The sequence below is a fragment of the Mesorhizobium sp. M0016 genome (assembly GCF_040324035.1).
Lineage (GTDB): Bacteria > Pseudomonadota > Alphaproteobacteria > Rhizobiales > Rhizobiaceae > Mesorhizobium.
Genome location: NZ_JAMYVM010000009.1, coordinates 168,690 through 189,186, shown reverse-complemented (window position 1 = coordinate 189,186; position 20,497 = coordinate 168,690). Strand labels below are relative to the sequence as shown.

21 protein-coding genes and 1 pseudogene are annotated in these 20,497 nt (G+C 60.9%); 6 read left to right on the top strand and 16 right to left on the bottom strand.

Annotated features, from left to right (window positions below; all coding sequences use genetic code 11):
- Positions 1-282: 282 nt before the first annotated feature.
- The 3 genes from NKJ88_RS15935 to NKJ88_RS15925 form a co-directional block, all read right to left on the bottom strand.
- Complete coding sequence (locus NKJ88_RS15935) at positions 283-537, bottom strand: hypothetical protein (RefSeq protein WP_023704584.1); 255 nt, start codon at positions 535-537, stop codon at positions 283-285.
- A 224-nt stretch (positions 538-761) separates the two neighbouring features.
- Positions 762-965, bottom strand: coding sequence for a hypothetical protein (locus NKJ88_RS15930; protein WP_023667962.1), 204 nt, complete (start codon positions 963-965; stop codon positions 762-764).
- 290 nt (positions 966-1,255) lie between these two features.
- Positions 1,256-2,167 (bottom strand): LysR family transcriptional regulator, encoded by a 912-nt coding sequence (locus NKJ88_RS15925; RefSeq protein WP_023681081.1) that lies wholly within the window; start codon positions 2,165-2,167, stop codon positions 1,256-1,258.
- A 176-nt stretch (positions 2,168-2,343) separates the two neighbouring features.
- Between NKJ88_RS15925 and NKJ88_RS15920 the strand changes: the two are divergent.
- From NKJ88_RS15920 to NKJ88_RS15900, 5 genes and pseudogenes are all read left to right on the top strand, one after another.
- Positions 2,344-3,546 (top strand): annotated as a pseudogene (locus NKJ88_RS15920) (MFS transporter).
- Between the two features lie 300 nt (positions 3,547-3,846).
- Complete coding sequence (locus NKJ88_RS15915; protein ID WP_023691453.1) at positions 3,847-4,674, top strand: transporter substrate-binding domain-containing protein; 828 nt, start codon at positions 3,847-3,849, stop codon at positions 4,672-4,674.
- 144 nt (positions 4,675-4,818) lie between these two features.
- Positions 4,819-6,099, top strand: coding sequence for an NAD(P)/FAD-dependent oxidoreductase (locus NKJ88_RS15910; RefSeq protein ID WP_352444656.1), 1,281 nt, complete (start codon positions 4,819-4,821; stop codon positions 6,097-6,099).
- 19 nt (positions 6,100-6,118) lie between these two features.
- A complete protein-coding gene (locus NKJ88_RS15905) occupies positions 6,119-7,090 on the top strand; it encodes an amino acid ABC transporter permease (protein WP_023712239.1) in 972 nt (323 codons plus the stop codon).
- A gap of 625 nt (positions 7,091-7,715) precedes the next feature.
- Complete coding sequence (locus tag NKJ88_RS15900) at positions 7,716-8,279, top strand: sigma-70 family RNA polymerase sigma factor (protein WP_352444654.1); 564 nt, start codon at positions 7,716-7,718, stop codon at positions 8,277-8,279.
- On the opposite strand, the gene NKJ88_RS15895 is transcribed toward NKJ88_RS15900, so the two are convergent.
- The 11 genes from NKJ88_RS15895 to NKJ88_RS15845 form a co-directional block, all read right to left on the bottom strand.
- A complete protein-coding gene (locus tag NKJ88_RS15895) occupies positions 8,280-8,456 on the bottom strand; it encodes a hypothetical protein (RefSeq protein ID WP_352444652.1) in 177 nt (58 codons plus the stop codon).
- Positions 8,457-8,598: 142 nt separating this feature from the next.
- Positions 8,599-8,919: a hypothetical protein gene (locus tag NKJ88_RS15890; RefSeq protein WP_502904751.1), complete on the bottom strand. Its 321-nt coding sequence runs from the start codon at positions 8,917-8,919 to the stop codon at positions 8,599-8,601.
- Complete coding sequence (locus NKJ88_RS15885; protein WP_352444650.1) at positions 8,891-9,898, bottom strand: class I SAM-dependent methyltransferase; 1,008 nt, start codon at positions 9,896-9,898, stop codon at positions 8,891-8,893. Before NKJ88_RS15885 ends, NKJ88_RS15890 begins: the two co-directional genes overlap by 29 nt.
- On the bottom strand, positions 9,798-10,775 hold the full coding sequence (locus tag NKJ88_RS15880; RefSeq protein WP_352444648.1) for a GNAT family N-acetyltransferase: 978 nt from the start codon (positions 10,773-10,775) through the stop codon (positions 9,798-9,800). Before NKJ88_RS15880 ends, NKJ88_RS15885 begins: the two co-directional genes overlap by 101 nt.
- Before the next feature lie 8 nt (positions 10,776-10,783).
- Positions 10,784-11,941, bottom strand: coding sequence for a glycosyltransferase family 4 protein (locus NKJ88_RS15875; RefSeq protein ID WP_352444646.1), 1,158 nt, complete (start codon positions 11,939-11,941; stop codon positions 10,784-10,786).
- A gap of 6 nt (positions 11,942-11,947) precedes the next feature.
- Positions 11,948-12,880: a glycoside hydrolase 5 family protein gene (locus NKJ88_RS15870; protein ID WP_352444644.1), complete on the bottom strand. Its 933-nt coding sequence runs from the start codon at positions 12,878-12,880 to the stop codon at positions 11,948-11,950.
- Complete coding sequence (locus NKJ88_RS15865; RefSeq protein WP_023687791.1) at positions 12,873-13,634, bottom strand: TIGR04290 family methyltransferase; 762 nt, start codon at positions 13,632-13,634, stop codon at positions 12,873-12,875. The genes NKJ88_RS15870 and NKJ88_RS15865 overlap by 8 nt, the downstream gene beginning before the upstream one ends.
- A 3-nt stretch (positions 13,635-13,637) precedes the next feature.
- Complete coding sequence (locus NKJ88_RS15860; RefSeq protein ID WP_352444642.1) at positions 13,638-14,441, bottom strand: sugar phosphate nucleotidyltransferase; 804 nt, start codon at positions 14,439-14,441, stop codon at positions 13,638-13,640.
- Entirely contained in the window at positions 14,441-15,541 is a 1,101-nt protein-coding gene (locus NKJ88_RS15855) for a CgeB family protein (protein ID WP_023699986.1), read from the bottom strand. Before NKJ88_RS15855 ends, NKJ88_RS15860 begins: the two co-directional genes overlap by 1 nt.
- Before the next feature lie 14 nt (positions 15,542-15,555).
- Positions 15,556-16,152: a histidine phosphatase family protein gene (locus tag NKJ88_RS15850; RefSeq protein WP_023667978.1), complete on the bottom strand. Its 597-nt coding sequence runs from the start codon at positions 16,150-16,152 to the stop codon at positions 15,556-15,558.
- Positions 16,149-17,252, bottom strand: coding sequence for an inositol-3-phosphate synthase (locus tag NKJ88_RS15845; protein ID WP_023736084.1), 1,104 nt, complete (start codon positions 17,250-17,252; stop codon positions 16,149-16,151). The genes NKJ88_RS15850 and NKJ88_RS15845 overlap by 4 nt, the downstream gene beginning before the upstream one ends.
- An 85-nt stretch (positions 17,253-17,337) precedes the next feature.
- On the opposite strand from NKJ88_RS15845, the gene NKJ88_RS15840 reads away from it, so the two are divergent.
- Complete coding sequence (locus NKJ88_RS15840; RefSeq protein ID WP_352444640.1) at positions 17,338-19,152, top strand: hypothetical protein; 1,815 nt, start codon at positions 17,338-17,340, stop codon at positions 19,150-19,152.
- Positions 19,153-19,160: 8 nt separating this feature from the next.
- Here NKJ88_RS15840 and NKJ88_RS15835 read toward each other — a convergent pair whose 3' ends face one another.
- Both NKJ88_RS15835 and NKJ88_RS15830 read right to left on the bottom strand, forming a co-directional pair.
- Complete coding sequence (locus tag NKJ88_RS15835) at positions 19,161-19,346, bottom strand: hypothetical protein (protein ID WP_023667982.1); 186 nt, start codon at positions 19,344-19,346, stop codon at positions 19,161-19,163.
- Positions 19,347-19,440: 94 nt separating this feature from the next.
- Positions 19,441-20,481 carry a UDP-glucuronic acid decarboxylase family protein gene (locus NKJ88_RS15830; RefSeq protein ID WP_023681096.1) on the bottom strand — a complete coding sequence of 347 codons (1,041 nt, stop codon included), beginning with the start codon at positions 20,479-20,481 and terminating at the stop codon, positions 19,441-19,443.
- Positions 20,482-20,497: the final 16 nt, after the last annotated feature.

Genomic DNA, 20,497 nt, shown 5'->3' with positions numbered 1-20,497 from the left:
TCTGCTTCTATGACGCGCTGTGGCAGATCTGGTTCCATTCGCCGGTAGGAGGATCATAGGCAACCAGCCTTACGCCGCCGACCGGTCCGAGACGTTCGATGCCCATGCCTTGCCCCTCACGAGAGGCGTTGCTGGCCGCGCAGATCGGCAGTGTAAAAATGGTCTGGCCATGTTGACGTGAGCTTCTACCTTCAAACTGCCCACTACCTGGACCGGCAGTCAAATGGTCTCAGGGCAGCAAGTGAGGAGATGCGCTGGGAACCGGCTTGTCGGGCGGGTATTCTATTGATCTTCGGTATCGATAGATCCATGTTCCGTCGTCACTGTGATCGCGTTGTCGCCCGCGATTACTCTAGCGTATTCGAAGCGCTCCAACTTCTGTTCTGCCGATAGGCCTTTGAACATCGCGGTGGCCGAGTTCGTGATTTTGAAGTCGCCGCAACTCGGACAGCGAAACTCCCGGATGTCACCAACTGTCTCCGAATTAACGAGCGCCTGCTCATCTGTAATCGGGCAAATTGCGGCCATCCAAGCCATCGTGGTCCTCCGTCCTAAGGCCGTCCCCGATTACCCAAAAGGCATCGTCGAGTGCAAAATCCATTTCTGCCGACGCTCACCCCACCTGGAGTACTCCACCGAGTAGATTGCGCTCTCCACTCTCCAACCCAGAATGTGGATTAAAGCCAGTTCCTCGGCGAGCGATTTGCTGGTGAGCGGTAGGCGCTCTCGCTCTGGAGCCTCTCCCAAACGATCGGAGATGTTCATGTAGCGTCGGGCAGGACCGAAGGGCCGGAACGTGGCGTTTTCATCTCTTCGGCAATCACCAGTAGCGCCTCCAGAGCGACGGCGATCCCCGACATCACCGTACTTATGTCTGCGCTGCCGCCGAGCGTCGAAAGTTCGGCCGCTCGCGTTTGCATGCTTTGGCTCAGCTCTTGTAACTTCAGGCGCAGCTCGTCATCCATGGTATGTTCTCCAAGCTTGACGCTGGAGGAACGCGCCTGCTTACAACCCGTTCCGCCGGTGGCCGCAGAGAACCAGAGACACCGCAGATGCTACAACTTGCGCTGTGGCGGCGCTTAGGATGGGCGGTGGATTGAGCCTCAGCGAATGACCGTCGGCAAATAGCGGATGCTTCAGTCTCGAAAAGGTGCTGGACGGCTCGATATGCACCGCCCCTTGGCCCTGGGTGCTGGTCCCATGCACAGTAAGGCCGTGCAAGTGCGCGCGGCCTCTGGGCTCAACATTCCAGTCGTCATGGTCCAAAGTTGTCCCAAGGTGGGTTCTCACCAAAGTGGGCGGCGAGAAGCGTCACGAAGCTTTGAACTTTGGCGGAAAGATGCCTTCTTGACGGGTACATCGCGTAGATCGACCGGCTTACCGGCTTGAACTGGGGCATCACTGTCTCCAGCTGGCCCGAACGAATGGCTTCTCCAACAAGGAAAGTGGGGCAAAGTACTATGCCTGCTCCACCCAGCGCCGCATCGCGCAGGAGCTGCCCGTTCGTTGCCGTCATCCGTGCAGTGATTTTTACCGCCACTTGCCCCTTTGGTCCGTCGAACCGCCATTTTCCGCGGCTGGCGCGCAACGCGTAGTCCAGACAATCATGGTCGTGGAGATCCGACGGCTTTGTGGGACGCCCGCGTCTGTCCAGATAATCGCGCGAAGCGCAGACCACCTCGCGTGACGGCGCGATTCGGCGAGCAACCAGATTGGAAACCGTGAGTGGAGCGATGCGTACCGCGACATCCAGGCCCTCTTCCACGATGTCAACCACACGGTCGTCCAACACCAACTCAACCGACACCTCCGGGTAGACCGCGAGATATTCTGCAACGACTCTCCCAAGGTGCATCGCGCCGAAGGAGATCGGCGCGCTGACACGCAGTGAGCCGGTCGGACGTGTCTTGCTCTCGGCCGCGCTCGTACGAACTTCCTCGACATCCTCGATTATGCGCAGACTGCGCTCGTAGACGGAGGCGCCGAGCTCTGTCAGGCTGATGCGCCGGGTCGTCCGGTTGAGAAGGCGTGCGCCAAGCCACTCTTCCAGCATCTGGACATGCTTGCTCACAGCCGCTGGCGATAGTCGCATCCGCTTGGCCGCTCCAGCGAAGCTGCCTTCACCGACGACGTTGGCAAACACGGTCATGCTGGTCAGCCGGTCCAACTGCAATCACCTCTTTCATTCACGTTTCGTGAATTCACCATCCATATCTCCCTCGATTATCAATCCGCAGTGGACAGATTATCTGAAACCAGGCCGGGATCAATTGCCCGATCCGTCTCTCTAACGTTTGCCCGAAACGTTGGCGTCGAGTGCCTTCTCGCGGGCTGGAGGTGATCATGTCTCTGACCAAAGCAGCCCTTCGGGAGAAACAGGGAGCCACTTTTCGCATGTGGCTCTCCGTGCTCACTGTATCGCTGGGTATTTTTTCGATGATCACTGCGGAGCAACTCCCTGTGGGGCTGATTCCGGCAATTTCTTCCGAGTTGAATGTCTCTATTGGGAGTGGCGGTCTCACGGTGACGATACCCGGCGTAATTGCGGCGTTCGCTTCTATCGGTTTGCCGTTGGCAGTGGGGAGGCTCGACCGGCGTATTCTGATGGCGGGCCTGCTCGCGGTAATGGCTGCGGCGAGCGTGATTTCAGCGCTCGCAACGAACTTTCCCGTTCTGCTCGCGTCCAGGCTGCTCGTCGGGATCACCATCGGTGGCTTTTGGGCGATAGCCGGAAGCATCGCAGTACGCCTTGTTCCTGGACCGTCCGTGCCGCGCGCCATGACTATTGTCTTCGGCGGTGTAAGTGCCGCTGCGGTGCTGGGCGTGCCGGCCGGCACGATCATCGGTGATCTAGTCGGCTGGCGCGGCGCGTTCTGATCTCTCGCCGGCCTGAGCTTTGCCATACTGCTCGCCGCCCTGCTTGTGCTTCCGAAGCTGGAGGCGGCGCAGCCTGTGGAGGTGAAAGCCCTGCGTGCGCAATTGCGCAATCCCGCCCTCCTGTCGGGCGTGGTTGCGACCGCACTGCTGGTGGCTGCCCACTACGGTGCCTACACTTTCGTGAGCCCGGTGTTGCTGGAGGTCTCGGGCGTCACTGCAGGGAGCATAGGTTGGTTACTGTTGGGGTATGGCATTCTCGGAATGATTGGCAACGCCGTCGCAGGCGTCTGGGCCGCCAAATCCGTCGGTCGCACATTGGCCTGCATCGTCATTGGGCTCGGCGCCACGCTGGCTCTCTTCCCGTTGCTCGGGGTCACGCCGCTCACAGGAACCATCCTGCTGCTGGTGTGGGGCTTCGCGTATGGCGCGGCGCCCATCACGCTGCAGACGTGGGTGCTGAGTGCAGCACCAGAAAGCGCGGAGACCGCGACGGCCATCTACTGCTTCACTTTCAATCTTGCCATCTCCGTGGGTACCCTAGCGACCAGTCAGATCGTCGACACGATGGGCGTGAACAGGGTCCTCTGGGTCGACTCCGCCATCATCCTGCTGGTGCTGCTGCCGGTGTGCCGCGCACCCATGCTTAACCGGAACATCGGAAACTCGTAGACAGCAAGCCATCCTGTGCCGCCCATCTGGCAATGATGCTGTGTAGGTTGAAGTAGACCTTCGTTTCCTCTGTCTTGAAAGTCACGCGCATCACATCAAACGCGGGTTCCGCCGCACCGTGCGGGTGCCGATGCTTTGCGCCCCGGAGGACAACTGGCTACTTGAAAAAGGACTTGATCCCCTCGTCGATATGTGTGCTGATATGAGATCGATCTCATGCCGCGCTCTCAATTGCTGTTTCTCTACGGGAGCGCGCTCTGGGAAGCATATGTCTGAATGACGATGAAGAGGGAGGTTCAAGTGAGGAAATTGATCGCGTGGCTGGCCTTGGCCACTACCACGCTCGCGTTCGCGTCTGCGGCCTCGGCGGGTGAAACCATCAACCGGGTTACCTCGAAGAAGGCAATGGTGGTCGCCACAAACAGCGGTTGGCCGCCGCAGAGTTTCCTCGACGACAGCAATCAGTTGGTCGGCTTCGACATAGATGTCTCGAAAGAGATCGCAAGGCGCCTCGGTGTCGAGGTCAGTTTCGATACGCCGGACTGGGCGACGATGACGGGCGGCCATTGGCAGGGACGTTACGATCTGGGTGTCGGCTCGGTGACGCCGACCAAAGCGCGCGCCAAGGTGATCGATTTCGAAGGCATCTATTATTATAGCCCCTACGTTTACGTGGTTCACAAGGACAGCCCGGCCAAATCGGTCGCCGACCTGAACGGCAAGATCATCGGCGTCGAGACCGCCACCACGTCGGAGGATTTCATCCGCAGACAACTCGAGATCGATGCTCCCGGCCTGCCGCCCATCGAATACAAGCTGGAGCCCGGTGAGATCAGGACTTTCGCTGACTCAATGCTGCCGTTCGACGATTTGAGGCTCGGCGACGGCGTGCGCCTCAACGCGGTCATCGCACCAGAACAGACGGCTCAGAACGCGATAAAGAACGGCTACCCGTTGCGTGTCCTGGAAGGCGGCTATGCCTTCCGTGAGCCACTGGTGGTGATCGCGGAAAAAGGTGATGCCGAGTGGAATGCCAAGATCGGCGGCATTCTCGACGAGATGAAGAAGGACGGTACCCTCGCGAAACTGACCACCAAGTGGTACGGCAAGGATTACAGCTCTGACTGAGAGGCATCGTGGATAAAGCTTGAGCGGGGTGCATTCAATTGAACATCCCGCTCCATCTGTTTTGTTTCAGCCGCATTTCCACGACACCGGGCGGCTCCGCCTGCCTGCAAAATGCTCTAGTGCCGCCACCTCATCATATTGATCATGACATGTCCTGACACATATTACCGACGCACGCTTGCCGACAACACCATCAGACCGCCGCTGAGCGGCGTTTCCGAGTGCGAGACAGTCGTTGTCGGCGGCGGACTGGCCGGCCTGACGACGGCGTTGCAGCTGGCTCGCGCCGGCCAGCAGGTCGTCGTGCTTGAGGCGCAGCGGATAGGATTCGGCGCTTCCGGTCGCAATGGCGGCTTCGTTAATCCCGGTTTCGCCACCGGCACCGACAACATCGCCGCGATGGCCGGCGTCGACGCGGCACAAAAACTGCACCGCCTGTCCATCGAAGGCGTCGACTTCGTGCGGCAGACGATCCGCGATCTCGACGTCAAGGCGGCAGAGCCGCGCTCCGGTATATTGAGCGTGCTTCGCCACGATGGCGGCGCCGTGCTCAAGGCATATGCCGAGCAACTGGCGCGGGATTTCGACTACCGGCTCGACTATCTCGATCGCGACCAGGTGCGAGCGGTGCTGCATTCGGATCGCTACCACCAAGGCCTGCGCGATCCCAGCGCCTTCCACATGCATCCGCTTAACTATCTGCGCGCCGTTGCTGGCGAGATCGAGCGGCTGGGCGGCAGGATATACGAGAGAACGGCTGCCGTTGAAGCCAACCTTGACGGCGCCGAAAAGATCTTGCGTACCGACAGCGGCGAAGTGCGCGCCCGCCAGGCCGTAGTTGCCACCGGCGGATATACGGGGCCACTGGTCGGTCGGCTGCAGCGGGCATTCCTGCCGATCGCCACTTACGTTATGGTGAGCGAGGGGGCGCCTGACCTCATCGCCAAGGCGATTACGACGACCGACGCCGTCGGCGATAACCGTCGCGCAGGCGATTATTACCGTGTTGTCGAAGACGGCAGGCGGCTGCTCTGGGGAGGGCGCATCACCACCCGGGCAGCCTCATCGGGCGTGTTGGCGAGGCAATTGCGCCGTGAGATGGTCACCACTTATCCGCAGCTCGAACACCTCAAGACCGAACTCGCCTGGTCCGGGCTCATGTCTTATGCCCGGCACATGATGCCCCAAATAGGCCCGTTGCAGCCGGGCGTCTGGTACCTCACGGCTTTTGGTGGCCATGGCATCAACACCACGGCGATCGCCGGCAAGTTGATCGCCGAAGCCATACTGGGACAATCGGACCGCTACCGGCTGTTCACACCCTTCGGCCTTGCCTGGGCGGGCGGCCCGGCTGGACTTGCGGTTGCGCAACTCACCTACTGGAAGCTGCAGGCGCAGGATTGGTGGCGCGAGCGGACCCGCTGACCGCAGGGAGATCGAAGACGTGATCGGCCGACTATTGCTCAACCACCCGGACGCGGCGCGCCGCGTTGGCGTGTTCTTCGTGCTCGCCGCCATCGCCGCCGGCCTGTATGGGCTCGGCATCAAAGCCAGTTGGCTCGGCAAGCTCGTTCCGTGGTCGGTCGAGTGGCTCGCCGCCAACCCGGACGTCGGGCGGGCGGTCTCGGCGGTGCTGATCGCATTGATCTTGGTGGCGAACTGGAACGCGCTGCGGTATCTCAGCCGCAAACAGCAGATTGTGGCAGTTTGGATAGAGCTGTTCGTGTTGCTAATGTTGTTTTTCTATTCCTTCGACCTGTCCTTCGCGTTCATCGCCAAGAAGATCGGCTTCCTCGTCTCGAAGGGTGTGGTGACGACCCTCTACATTTCGGCCATTTCGATCGCCATCGCCACCCTCATCGCCTTCGTTGGCGCCATCGCCAAACTTTCCCGCAACGGCGTGGTCTATGGCTTGGCGACCTTCTATACCTCTCTGTTTCGTGGCTTGCCGTTGTTGATGCAGATCTACATCATCTATCTCGGCCTGCCGCAGATTGGCTACGTGATCGGCGCCGTGCCGGCCGGCATCATGGCGCTGTCGCTCTGCTACGGCGCGTACATGACCGAGATCTTCCGCGCCGGCATCGAAAGCATCTCGCGCGGCCAGACCGAGGGTGCTACGGCACTCGGCCTTAGCGCTAACCAGACGATGTTCCTGGTGATCCTGCCGCAGGCGATGCGGGTCATCGTGCCGCCAACCGGCAACCAGTTCATTGCGATGCTGAAGGATTCTTCGCTGGTCTCGGTGGTCGGGGTCTGGGAGATCATGTATCTCGCACGCACGCAGGGCCAGACCGAGTTCCGCCACATCGAGATGCTCATCACCGCCTCGATGATCTATTGGCTGCTCTCGATGGGGCTCGAGTTCCTGCAGTCGCGGATCGAGGACCGGTTCGGGCGCTCACTCAAGCGCTGATCGTCATCCGTGATTTTCGCCAACGCGAGTTGCACAGCACCGCAACAGCCAGCTTCGGAGAGCAGCTGCAGATTGTACGCCACAGCACGCCGTTCGGCGACGCCGTCAAGGGTGAATCAACCCGGTATTTCATCGGCTTAGCTTGATCGGAGGGCAGAATAGAGCAAGTGCTGGACGAGCATGTTCGTTGGCCGACTGCCCGGCAACTTCGACCGATTGCTGGATTTCACCCGCGCCAACAAATCGATAAAATCAACGACTTTAACATGTCCTCCGGGCCAACCATTATCGCTATGTATCGATGGTAGCCGAGTTCGCCACGTGGTTCGCCAATAGGTTTGTCAGGCAGTGGTTTGCGCGTTACCAGCCGCACGACTCGGTCCATGCCCTGCACAGCCAAACGCACCGGCGAGGTTCCCGGGAATGAAGCTCGGCATGGTGTTTCGTTCCTTTGAAGTGGGCGTGTTTGGGGGAAGACCGTAGTCGGCGTGTTCGCGCCCGGTGGAATTTTCGAAGAGTTGTTTCCAACGGCGGGAACGAACCAAACTTCCATGCATTTAGCTCTGGCTTCGTTCATTCACTCTTTCTTCTGGGAGCTGGACCATTGTCATCCGGAGGCTATCTCTTGGCCGACCAACAAACCAATGACGTTTCCATCGTTGATCTGATACCTGCCCTGCGGGCTTTCGCGCGCACCTTCTGCCGCGTTCCAGACGATGCCGACGATCTGGTGCAGGAAACGTTGACCAAAGGGCTCGCCAACATCGACAAGTTCGAACCTGGTACACGCATGAAGTCGTGGCTCTTCACCATCATGCGCAACACCTACTACACGCGGATCAAGATCGCTGCACGGGAAGCGCCAGGCCTTCTCGACTGCGCGTCTTCGAGACTGATTTCGGAAGCTACCCAGGAATGGACCGTTCAGAGCAAGGAAGTTCACGGCGCCATCCAAAAGCTGCCCGAACATCAGCGCGAGGTGCTGATGCTGATCGGCGTTTTAGGAGTGGGCTACGAGGAAACCGCCGAAATCTGCGGCTGCGCGGTAGGGACGGTCAAGAGCCGGCTGAATCGTGCCCGCGCCAACATCCTTGAGCTACTCGGGGAGAGCTCTCTGCAGACATTGATAGAGAGACGAAATCAGCTGTCGGATGGTCAGCTCGATATAGAGGTCGACAACCGCAGATAGTCAGCTCTTCACGTCTCGCCGACGCTTCTCGACGAGAGCGTTTTGCAATTTGATCGCCAGCTTGGACAGGCGGTCTGGTATCTTTTCCTGCTCTATGGCGGCCAGCAGGGAAGCAATCTCCCGATCCACTGCCATCTCGACAAGCAGATCCGTGGTATCGTCGCTCGAATGAGACATCACGTTCTCTTGATAGCATCCCTAGATCCAAGTCTGATGATGAGCGCTCGGCACTACAAGGCGTTGTCGACCGCCGAGAGGCTCACCGGCGGCCCTTGCACAGTTTTTCCTCCGTGCCGCGGCAAGACGCGGCGCGGTGGCGTCAGTCCTTCAGCAACCGGTTTGCGGCGTGATCCTGAAATTGATCGGACTTGATTCGATTACCGTCCAGCCCGCGCTCTCGGCCATGTTGCTTCCTGTCGCGGTTGCACAAAACCGCGTTTTCCTCGATCTTGTCCTTGTCCAAGGTGGTCATTGCGCCGGCGCCGGCACCTTTGCCTTGGCTGCCTTGTCCGAAATGCTTTTTGCTGCCGGATGCCACGATCTCCTCCTTCGAATCCAGGACACCGATCGGTGCCGACGCCCGAACCGGCATCGCGCTGTAATGTTCCGTCTCACCCAGCAAGCAGGAAGGCGTCGCCATCCCATGACCCAAACGGCTTCTCGCCGTCGATGACGACCCGCAATTGGTGAGCTTGCGCAAGACGGCCGATGTCGGCCCGGTCCAAAGAAAGCGATCCGCGATAAGAATAGTTCAGCAATGCGAGCCGGCCCGGCCGTTTGAGAACGCGCGCAATTTCATCGAAAAGCCGCTCAGCCATGCCGGCCAGGACCAGGTAGGGAAAGCTGTCGACCGCCAACACGCAATCGAAACTGTCGTCGTCGAAGTCGGCCAGATCGAGACCGGAGGTTTGGCGCAGTTCGACATTGCCGAGCGCTGCGCATTGCTCGGAGGCGATAGAGATCATCCGCGATGATATGTCGATGCCGACCATCCGCTTGAAGGAATTGGACAGCGCGCGCTCGAAACGTCCGATGCCGCAACCGATGTCGAGAATGTCTCGTTCAATTCCGGTGAATTCTCGCGCCTCGAGCCATTCAACGATTTCGTCGGTCATGGCTGTCAGCCGCTCGTCATCGCCAAGGGATCCTAACTGGACACTTGCGGCTGTCGAAATTGCTGCCGCGGCATCAAAACTCGAGGCCAGCCGCGTGACGACGGCAATATCCGTCTCGCCGTTACCGCGTTCATGCCGAACGGCGCCGCCTGTCGCTCGCAAAGTGGCAAGGACGCCCGGTCTGTGGCGCAGCAGTCCAGCGACCTTTCGCAGTCTTTCAGCATCGCCGGTATCCGCCGGACGGACTTTCAGCACGACCTTCGCCAATTCCGCCGCTTCAATTGTGGGTGGCAGGTGAAGCGCCAGCCTGACGAGAACAGCTTCGGCGCAGGCACCATCGGCCATACAATCTTCGACCGCCCGTCTGACCGATGTCCGGCGCTGCGCGTGCACACTCATGACATCAACTCCGCGTCCAGATCCTCCGCATCGTCCACCTGTCGACGGCGCCCCAGCCGTATTTGTAGGCCTCCTGGCCGCGCAGGAAGTCGAACTCGCGCGCATCTTCGCGGATCGACTCCGCGATCGCGTGGCCGATCAGGATCGCACCTGGGCTCTCCTCGGCATAAGCAGGATCGAGGCCGCCGAGATAGGCATAGGCGCGGCCGCGGTGGTGAAATCCGTAATAGGCGGCGACAGTCGTGCCATCGATCGCGAGCAACCAGCATCGGACCAGGCCGTGAGCATCGAGCAAGGGAAGTGAAAGCCCATGGAAGTGCTGCACGGCGGGGTCGGCCAATACACCACCTCCATGTCCAACCCAGCGTGCATGGTGCAGGCGGATCAATTGGTTCAGGAAGTTCTGATCGCCCCGGGCTGACGCCAACGCGAGCCGGCCGCGTCTGGACGCCGCTTGGCGCGCCCGGCGCAACTGGCGCCTGCGCCGAGCGGGAACGCAGCCGGCCAACGTGTCGTCGCCGGCAACAGCAAGCACGGGACAGGCTGCATGAATTACCGGCCTCTCGACCGTTAAACCGGGATGCGCGATCGTAAGACCGGCACTGTTTTGCGGCAGATCAGACAATATCCATTGTGACCACCCGACCGAGCAGATCGTTTCGGCAATGGTGGCGACAACCGCCGCCTCGATATCCTGGACAGCCAGGATGTCCAGATAATCACTGAGCGAAATGCCGACCGGAAGCAGCTTCGAACCGGCCGTTCCATGCTCGAGATAGAGTGGCGCCAGCCCGACCAGATCGCCGCCACGCCAGACCGCGACTGTCGCCAGTTCACCGGGTGCGAATGCGCGCCACCATGGCACCAGCCAGGCGGGGGATTGGAACGGCGTCGCAGAGGAACTCTGCTCCCACAGTTTCCACCAGTGCGGCGTCAAGGCATCGAATTTTACGGGGTCATCGATGATTTCGCTGCGCAACACTGCTTTTCTCACGGTGCCGCAGCGAAGCGCTGGCAATCTGTGCCAAGTTGTGCCAGCGCCTGATAGGCAGCCATATACGACGAGATCATCCGTTCCAGCGAAAACCGCCGTCGCGCCTCCACCCGGCACGCCTCGGCGTCCAGGCTGGGCGCCGCAAGAATGGCTTGGGCCATCTCGTCGACTGTGTTGACGAGAAAGCCCGTCCTGCCGTGCTCGATGACGTCCGCAAGCGCACCATTCGGGAATGCGACCACCGGGGTACCGCAGGCGAGGGCCTCCATGGCGACAAGCGAGCTTGTCTCGGCGGCGAGGCTTGGAATGACCAGACAGCGGGCTGCGTTGAGAAAGCGCCTCTTGGCGTTAAAACCGAGCGGGCCCAGGAAGCGGCGGCGAGCATCAAGACGGGATTGGACCTCGTCGCGAAAGTAGCGCGTATGTGTTTCGTAGGGATAGACCTTGCCGCCGATGACCAGGGGCACGCCCGCCTGTTTGGCCGCGTCCAGGGCCAGGTGAATGCCCTTTTCCGGGCAGACCCGGCTGAGAACCAGGGCAAAGTCTCGCTTCGGCTGCACCAGGTTCAATGATTCGATGTCAACGCCGTTGGGAATCGGCGCCACCAGTCTGGCCCCTGGTGGCGCCGTTTGCTGCTGGGTGGACGAGACCGCATGGAGCCACAGGTCGTCGCGCGTCGGTCGCAGAGCCTCGGCCGGATACCAGTCCAAGGGCAGGTGGAGGGTCACAAGGGTCGGGCCATCGTCGGGCAGATAGGCATCGAAATCGATGCCGTGCAGATGGACCACATCGACCGGCCATCGGGCGCGGGCAGCGGCGATCGCTTTGCGATGAGCCTGCTGCGCGCGGCTCTTCGCCGCCTCGTCGAGCACGCCGTCTTCAGCCGGTATTTCCACAAGGGTACCGCTCGCGCTGGAGCCGCGGCAGCCAATGACGATAGAGCGGTGGCCGGCGCGAACCAGCGCCCGATCGAGCATCGACAGAACCTGTTCGGCACCGCCGACAGCATCGGGTCCGACGGGTGCGAGAGGGTAGGCGACATTGAGGACAGTGAGCGCCGCGGCTGGTTGGGCCTCGGTCCCGTACGCCGCACCACCTGTCGATGGTGCCGCTAATTCGTCCAATGTGTCGGGCGTCTGATGCATCGGTAGCATGACATTTCACGCTGCCGAGGCCCGCCGCGTCGGGAGCGAATTGGACGCCATGCCGGGCGCATAGCGGCGGATCATGGTTGCGCAGAATTCCGCGAACTCCTCCGGCGCCAGTGGCGGGCTGGTGTGGTGGGGCATCATTCCGCGATGCTGCGGTGTAAAGCAAAAGGTGACCGTCACGTCGAAATCGGCGAGTGCCTCCATCTGCCGGTCGAACCAGTCCAGCGCGTTCGGCCGGAAGCTGTCTGCCCAGGAAAGCCCCGTGCGCATATTGGTGACGCCCAGCCGCTTCATCCAGGCGACGGCATCGTCCAGCCGGGGGTCCTCGAAATGAAACCACTGCACCAGCCCCATTGCGGGCGTGTAGCGCAGGAACTCCTCCAGCGCAGGTTTTGGCGTACCGTCCTGGCGCAGCAGCCCCATGTGGAAATGTCGATAGTAAGAAGAGCCCTCCGCCTCGCGATGCCGCGTCGTTGCTTCCCATTCGCGCGGAAGATCGTAGAGGCTGTACCACTGGATGCGTGGTGCGTTGCCAATCAGCAACTCGGCGGTGCGCTTGAGCCCCCAAACCTGGATTTCTTCCGCGCCGAAGGTCGATACGCCGACTTCGCTGACCCAGATGGGAAGGTTGGTGACGGTCGCGATCTCGCCGATCTTCTGTGGCCATTCGTGGATCTGCCACAGGTTCCAGTCGAGCGGAAAGCCGTGCACGGCGACGGCATCGACATGGTCCAGCACGCTGAATTCCTTCATGCGGGTGATAAAGCCCGGATCTATCGGCGAGATGCCACCGAGTACTTTCGTCAAAGACGGGTTCTCCGACGCGATTGCGTCAGCCGACAAGATCGCCATCCTGGCAAAGCGGCTCCAATCGGGATCGAGCTCTGGGTCCCAATGCGATTTGTTGTTGGGCTCGTTCCAGATCATGGCGGCTTCAATCATGGAGCTGTCCTTTCGAGGGGTAGATGGCGCCGCCGCCGGCCGGGTCCCCGGCTGCGCGGCAGAAATAGACCTCCTGCTCGGGGTGCAGAACGATCTCGAAACCGGCGCTGCGCAGCATCGCTTCGGTGCAGGCGCGGTTTGGAATCCACCAGTTGGTGGGATCGTCGGCATAGCGGTGCTCGATGAAATGCAGCTTGGGAAACTGCGGCTGGTCGAACAGGTCATGCGTCCAGAAATGATAGTTTTCCTCCAACTCGGGCAGATCCGCGCTGCCGCGCTGCATGGACTGGAAGATCATCAGGTCACGGGCGACATGTTCGCGGATCAGGTCGAGCGCGAGCAAGGGGTGGCGCAAATGGTAAAGCACCCCCATGAACAGCACGACATCGAACGTCTCGCGCAGCGACCCGACATCGTAGACCGAAAGCTTCTGGAATTCGATCTCGCAATCGGCAACCTCGGCGGCAAAGCGAGCTTGGGCCAGATAGGCGTCATCGAAATCGATGCCGAGGACACGGTCAGCACCTCGCCGCTTCATCTCGATGGAGTAAAATCCTGCATTGCAGCCGATATCGAGTACCGCCTTGCCCGTCAGATCAGCAGGAATGGCATTGGCAAATTTGCGCCATTTGATCAGCGGGTAGTTGCCCAGAAAATGGTTGGGAGCGGTTTCGACGCCGGCAAGTTCCATGTTGTGGAACCACGGGCCGAGCGCATCGATGCGGCGGCGGATTTCGGCATGGGAATGCAGCATGGCTCAGGCTCCTTCGCCAGGAACGACGGGTACATGCGACTGCGCGCCGGGCATGATCATGGTGGGCCGGCGCTGCGCGGATGAGGCGTCGTTTTCAAGCAACCGCAGAGCTGTTCGATAGCCGTTGAAAGTGCCGACATCGACATAGTCCGACCCAGCCCTGACACCAAAAGCTGTACCGCCGGCCGCAATATAGGCGTTGACCAAAGTGCCGATATATTCGTCACTGCGCTCGCGCTCACGCCAGAGTGCCGCAAGCTGATGCAGGATATGGCCCGGCATCTTGAACGCACCCCAAACCCAGTTCGTGGCGGCATCCTGTCGTTTGACCTGGATTTCGATCACGCGCTCGTGGACGTCGGTGACGACGGCGTCGAAGAATTCCGGCTGATCCACCGGGAAAAGCAGAAATGAGAGCTGATCGTCGGGCAAATGGCGGAAACCGTCCTCGGGAAACCAGATCGTATCGGGAAGGCCGACCAGGACGACCTCGTCGGGCGCGACGAGGGGCGCCGCCCGGAAGATCGCATCGCACAGACCGACGGGGTTCGGCTGCACCACGAAGAGAGCCGCCGCGTCACCGTAGCCGGCGGCGTAGTATTCAAGGATGTCGGATTTGCCCGATCCGATGATGAAGCAAATCTTGTCGACGCCGGCCTGCACCATGCGCCGTACCAGATACTCGCTCACGGCGCATGGACGCTCGATCTGTCCATCGATCCGGCTACCGACCGGCAGCAGCTCTTTCGAGAAGCCGAGCGGCTGAATGCGGCTGCCGCGCCCGGCAGCGGGTACGATGCCCAACATTAGACCGCTTCCCTCATCGGTTCGCCGGGAGATCTTTGAAAGGCCTCGTTCAGGATGCGATCCAGTTCCGCCGCGCGCCGTGCGGAAGTGTGTTCGCCCAAGACCCGGTCGCGGGCACGCCTTCGAATGCCGTCGAGCTCGCGCTCCGGCAATCGCAATGCGGCGACCACATCATCGGTGTCATGCGCCAACAAGATTTCGCGGCCGGGTTCGAAAAATTCGGCCAGGCCCGGCCATGCATCGGTGACGATGGCAGCCCCACACGCGGCCGCTTCGAAGAGCCGTCCCGACGGGCACCAGCCCTTTTGCGCCATCGCCTCCCGGGTGACGTTCAGTGTCAGGCGAGATGATGAGAAGAAAGCCGGATGGTCGGCTGGCGGAAGATGCCTGACAAAGAAGATGTTGTCGCTCCATGGGAATTCCTGCGGATATTGCGCGCCGCCAATGATGAAACGGTGGTCGGGCAGGCGCGCGGCCGGGCGGACCAGCAGCTTTTCGACGCCGGCCTGGCGATCCGCCGCGTAAGTTCCGAGATAGGACAGATCACCGGCGAATTCGGCCCGCTTCTCTGCCGGCCGGTGTTGGTCGGGATCGACATGCCCATAGAGAGGCACCACGTGACGCGCGCCTAAAACCGACTTAAGCGCCTCGATCGCAGAGCCGCCGGTGTAACTCAAAACGAGGTCGAAATCGGCAAGACCCTCAGGTCCGAAATAGGGCGGACGCTCGCCTTGCTCGATGCGGGCAAGCGTGACCGGAGTGTCGAGATCGTAGAAGACACGCAATCCGCGACCTGTCTGCTGCGCCAGCCGCGAGGCCTCCACGGCGTCGGCACAGTAGGAGGTAACGACGACGACATCCGCTTGCTTCATTGCCCGCTCCGCAACGCGACGGATGTCTTCCCAGTCCGGATAAATGACGACGTTGCCGCCATCGAGCCGATCGAGATCACGCGTCCCGGCATAGTAGGGGGTATCGCGTTCGAAGAAGGTGATGGACCATCCCAGCCGACCCAGGGCGCGGATCAGTCCGCGCCAGAGCGTGGCATGGCCGTTGCCCCATGATGATGTAACGGTGAGACCGAAAATGACCATCTGCATCCGGAAAGTCCTCGTCAGGCAGCTTCGTTCATTCGCAGGAGCTTGGAGCCCCAGTCACCCGACACGATCGTCGTGATCGAGGCTGGATCGATGTCGAAGCGGAAGCAGTCGCCGACCGGCAAGCCAAGCACCTTGCAGACGGCGGCTTTGATCACGTCGGCGTGGCTGACCAGGGCGACACACTGATTCGGATGCCGCTCGCGCACTGCGTTCATCAGTGCGACGATCCGCTCCTGGACATCCAGCATGGTCTCGCCGCTCGGTGTCCTGGCCTCCTGCCGCTGGTCGTTCCACGCCCGCCAACCGGCATCGCCATTCAACTCGTCGAAAGTCTTTCCCGACCAATCGCCGAAATCGATCTCGTCGAGTTCGGCGCAGATCGCGATTTCGCCGACGCCGCAGGCAAGCGCGATCGGCACGGCCGTCTCTTGCGTACGCTCACGCGGGCTGCACAAGATGGCTTCAATCGGCTCCCGGGCCATGCGGCCACCAAGATGCGCGGCCTGCGCCTTCCCAGCCTCGCCAAGGCAAACGCCGTCCATCCGTCCTGCAAGATAGGAGCCGACATTGTCGTGCGCTGCATGACGGATCAAAAAGAACGTTGTCGTCATTCCGCGGCATCCAGCAAAGGCTCGTCCTTGCCGGCGATGAAAGCGAGCGTGCGCTGCCGCGCTTCGGCGTCGGTGAACTGTTCGGGAGGCGACTTCATGAAATAGCTGCAGGGGCCGGTCAGTGCTCCCGCTATGCCACGATCGAGCGCAAGCTTGGCGCAGCGTATCGCATCGATCACCACGCCGGCTGAATTTGGAGAATCCCAGACTTCCAGCTTGAGTTCGGCGTTGAGCGGCACGCCGCCGAAGGTCGTCCCTTCCACCCGGATATAGGCCCATTTGCGATCGGTCAGCCACGGTACGTGGTCGCTGGGTCCGACATGAATATTGCCCGGCTCCAGGGGAACATCGAACTGGCTGGCCACGGACTGGGTCTTGGAAATCTTCTTTGATTCCAGCCGCTCGCGTTCCAGCATGTTGAGGAAGTCGGTGTTGCCGCCGAAATTCAGCTGATAAGTGCGATCGATGCGCACGCCGCGCTCGCGGAAGAGATTGGCCAGCAGGCGGTGAACGATGGTCGCCCCGACCTGGCTCTTGATATCATCGCCGACCAGCGGCAGCCCTCGCTGCTCGAAGCGCCGGCGCCATTCCGGACGTGAGGCGATGAAAACGGGTATGCAGTTGACGAAGGCGCAGCCGGCCTCGAGCGCGCATTCGGCGTAGAAGCGCGTCGCCTCCTCGGAGCCCACCGGCAGGTAAGAGACCAGCACGTCGGCGCCGCTGTTGCGCAGGATTTCGCTGACGTCGGCAACCGGCTCCGGCGCCTCCTCGATTTCGTCGCGCAAGTATTTTCCGATGCCGTCAAGTGTCGGTCCGCGCTCGACGCGAACGCCGTTTGCCGCCGCATCGGCAAAGCGGAACGTGTTGTTGGGGGCGGCGTAGATTGCTTCAGCGACGTCGAGGCCAACCTTGCTCCTGGCGACGTCGAACGCGCAGACAATCTCGACGTCGTCGACATGGTAGCCGCCGAGGTCGGCATGCATCAGCCCTGGGATTGGTTCGTTGCTTTTTGCGTGACGATAATAGGAGAGGCCCTGCACCAGGGAGGATGCGCAATTGCCGACCCCGACGATACCGACACGAACCTTTTTCGATCCCACGAAACTGCCGCCCTATGCTGTTCAAAGGTAAGTTCCTGCCGCCGAACCACCAGCGTGCCGGAATGTTCCTTGGCCTGCCGAAAAATTGCGCAAGACAGCATGGATCGAAGCAGCGCTCGCTGCGTTGCCGCAAGGCAAAGCATTGGAAAACCGATCGATGATCGTTTACGGCGACCAGAAGCGGAGGCAGAGCGCAGAACGGCTTCGCGAAGCTGCCAGCGAGATTGCTCAAAGTCTGGACCGCATGGCTCGTGGCCTCCGACGCCATGCCGCGTTGGTTGGACTATTCATCAGCGTATCGGAACTGGTTCGGGCGCTTGCCGATGTCGATTTCGAGACCAGCGGCATCGACATCTTTTCGCCGCGGCAACAGCAAGGCGCGAGATTGCTGGTTGGTCTTGCGGCCGAGGTGGCGAAGTCGTGGCGAAGCGGTTTCGCCGTGGGCGGTGGCATCGACCCAGGACTTCTCCAACTGCTGGACGGGTTGGATTGCGAGGCTGAGGTTCTGACCGGTTCTGCCGAGGGTTACGCGCATTACGCGCTTTATCCCGAAAGCTATTTGGGAGCGGCGCAGGAGTCAGGTCTCGATGCGAACACATGCGTGATCGGCATCCGCAGCATCGGCCTGGGGCTTGCCGCCATAGTGGCTGCCGCGATTGGCGCGCCGGCGCCGTTCAGCGTTCGTCCGGTCGGCCATCCTTTCCGCAGGCACATCAATGCCGATCCGCGCTCGATCGCTTCCTGGAAGAACAATCCATCGGCACGCTTCGCCGTTGTAGACGAAGGTCCCGGTCTGTCCGGCAGTTCGATGCACGCCGTCGTCGCGTGGCTGCGGGAACTGGGTATTGGTATGGACCGCATTCACCTGTTTCCCAGCCATCCTGGCGACCCGGGCATCGAAGCGTCACGGGAGGCCAGGGAGACATGGTCGCGCTGTCCGAAACATGTGGCGACGGCGCTCGAATGCACCTTCCCCGAAAGCTCGAACATTCCCACGCTTAGCGAATGGGTGGCCGAGGCGGTCGGCAGCCCCGAATTACGCCTGACCGAACTGTCTGGTGGCGAATGGAGGAGCGTCCACTACGTCGACGAAAAGCATTGGCCGCCGAGCCCGCGCGGCATCGAGCGGCGTAAATTCCTGGCGTCCGCGGGGTGTGGTCGCTGGCTCGTCAAATTCGCCGGCCTCGGCGAAACCGGACGGCGTAAGAGACGAGCCGCGGAAATGTTGGGGAAAGCCGGGTTCGGATCGCAAGTGGTCGGGCTTTGCCACGGCTTTCTGGTCGAACGGTGGATTGACGGCACCACGATGGACCAGGCGCCGCTGCCAAGAGGAAGGCTGGTCGCGGAGTTGGCGCGCTATCTAACCTGGCGGGCGCTCAATCTCCGAACCTGCGAACCGGGTGCATCATTGCTCGCACTCACGGAAATGGCTGTTTTCAATACATCTGAAGCTCTGGGCGAGAACCGAGCGGCGACGTTGCGCGGCTGGCTCTCGAAAAAAACCCCTGCGCATGTTCTGCAGCCGGTGGAAATCGACGGAAAGCTTCACGCGTGGGAGTTTCTCGTTTGTGCCGACGGCTCGGTGGTCAAGACAGATGCCGTCGACCATTGCCGGGCACACGATTTGATTGGCTGCCAGCCGATAGAGTGGGACATTGCCGGCGCCCGTGTCGAATATGGACTGTCCGACAGCGATGTGACGACATTGGTCGAGGGGATGGGGCTCGATATTGACAATGGCCACATCGATTTTTTCGAACCCTGCTATTTGGCGTTCCAAATCGGGCTCTGGAGCACGGCTGCGCAATCCGAAAATGGCCAGGAAAAAGCAAGGCTGGCCGCGACCGGAGACCGATACAGGGCGGGGCTGATACGATTCCTGGACGAATCTCAGGTGTAGCGTTTCGATCAATCCAGCCTTCGTAGCATGTCTGCTTCCTGCTCGAGAATAGCGGCCACTTCCTCGCGCTGCAGATGCGTCATCATCAGGCTGACGCAGCACTCGAGATAGGTGATCGAGGAGCGCCGCAGATAGGCAGCCGCCTCGCGTTCGGCAATCTTGTCGACATCCTTCGCGGGTCGCTTGGGTTGCATGAGGATGATCCTCCGTATCGGGTCCCTCCCGCCAAACTACAAGGTTGGATGGATGTTCCGAACGATCTCCGGGCAGGTCCGTCCGCGGCCCGCGTCATGCAGGAAGGTTCTGCAGCCCGCCTGCGGGTCTCCTTTTGGCAAGGCCTGTCATCTGATCGCCGATGCCGGTGCCTTCGAGCGCCGCGAAATAATCGATCGTCAGCTTGAGCCCTTCGTTGAGCGGCACTCTCGGCGACCAGCCGAGCAGCGTTTTCGCACGCGAAATATCAGGCTGCCTGCGCCGAGGATCGTCTTGCGGCAGGGGCAGAAATTTCAGATCCGACTTGGTGCCGGTCATCGCCTTCACCAATGCCGCCAGTCGCACGATGGTGAATTCTCCGGGATTGCCCAGATTGACCGGCTTGCCCGGATTGGGGTCGATGTTCATCAGGCGCATCAATCCATCAATCAAGTCGGAGACATAGCAGAAGGATCGCGTCTGCTGGCCGTCGCCGAATATCGTCAGCGGACGCTTCTCGAGCGCCTGCATGATCAAATTCGAGACGATGCGACCGTCGGCCGGATCCATTCTCGGACCGTAGGTGTTGAAGATGCGCGCGACGCGGACGTCGGCCTTGCCGGCCCTTAGATAGTCGAAGCAAAGCGTTTCGGCGGTGCGCTTGCCCTCGTCGTAGCAGGCGCGTGGGCCGGTGCAGTTCACATGGCCGACATAATCCTCCCTTTGCGGGTGTTGTTCCGGATCGCCATACACTTCGCTCGTCGAGGCCTGCAGCAGTCGCGCGTCATTGCGGACAGCGAGTTCGAGCAGGTTGAGGGTTCCGATCACGCAGGTACGCGTGGTGTGTATCGGGTCGGCCTGATAACGCGGCGGTGAGGCGGCGCAGGCCAGGTTGAAGATGTGATCCACGGGCTCGCCGAGATCCAATGGCCGGCAGATGTCCTGCTCGATCAACCGGAAACCCGGCCGGTCCATGATCGAGATGATGTTTTCCATGCGCCCGGTCAGAAAATTGTCGACGCAGATCACGCGCCAGCCGTTGCGGAGCAATACTTCGCAAAGATGCGAACCGAGGAAACCCGCGCCGCCGGCAACAAGCACCGTCTTTGCCCTGTGCGCCTTTCTTGTCTGTCGCATCGCTGTTTTCTCCTGT

What these genes read in the sequence shown, in the direction of transcription:
- NKJ88_RS15870 (WP_352444644.1), bottom strand. Translation starts at nt 12,880, where the DNA reads ATGATTGAAGCCGCCATGATCTGGAACGAGCCCAACAACAAATCGCAT.
- NKJ88_RS15835 (WP_023667982.1), bottom strand. Translation starts at nt 19,346, where the DNA reads ATGCAACCCAAGCGACCCGCGAAGGATGTCGACAAGATTGCCGAACGC.
- NKJ88_RS15910 (WP_352444656.1), top strand. Translation starts at nt 4,819, where the DNA reads ATGACATGTCCTGACACATATTACCGACGCACGCTTGCCGACAACACC.
- NKJ88_RS15895 (WP_352444652.1), bottom strand. Translation starts at nt 8,456, where the DNA reads ATGTCTCATTCGAGCGACGATACCACGGATCTGCTTGTCGAGATGGCA.
- NKJ88_RS15830 (WP_023681096.1), bottom strand. Translation starts at nt 20,481, where the DNA reads ATGCGACAGACAAGAAAGGCGCACAGGGCAAAGACGGTGCTTGTTGCC.
- NKJ88_RS15865 (WP_023687791.1), bottom strand. Translation starts at nt 13,634, where the DNA reads ATGCTGCATTCCCATGCCGAAATCCGCCGCCGCATCGATGCGCTCGGC.
- NKJ88_RS15860 (WP_352444642.1), bottom strand. Translation starts at nt 14,441, where the DNA reads ATGTTGGGCATCGTACCCGCTGCCGGGCGCGGCAGCCGCATTCAGCCG.
- NKJ88_RS15855 (WP_023699986.1), bottom strand. Translation starts at nt 15,541, where the DNA reads ATGCAGATGGTCATTTTCGGTCTCACCGTTACATCATCATGGGGCAAC.
- NKJ88_RS15885 (WP_352444650.1), bottom strand. Translation starts at nt 9,898, where the DNA reads ATGCGCGCGAGTTCGACTTCCTGCGCGGCCAGGAGGCCTACAAATACG.
- NKJ88_RS15850 (WP_023667978.1), bottom strand. Translation starts at nt 16,152, where the DNA reads ATGACGACAACGTTCTTTTTGATCCGTCATGCAGCGCACGACAATGTC.
- NKJ88_RS15930 (WP_023667962.1), bottom strand. Translation starts at nt 965, where the DNA reads ATGGATGACGAGCTGCGCCTGAAGTTACAAGAGCTGAGCCAAAGCATG.
- NKJ88_RS15890 (WP_502904751.1), bottom strand. Translation starts at nt 8,919, where the DNA reads ATGGCGACGCCTTCCTGCTTGCTGGGTGAGACGGAACATTACAGCGCG.
- NKJ88_RS15935 (WP_023704584.1), bottom strand. Translation starts at nt 537, where the DNA reads ATGGCTTGGATGGCCGCAATTTGCCCGATTACAGATGAGCAGGCGCTC.
- NKJ88_RS15875 (WP_352444646.1), bottom strand. Translation starts at nt 11,941, where the DNA reads ATGCTACCGATGCATCAGACGCCCGACACATTGGACGAATTAGCGGCA.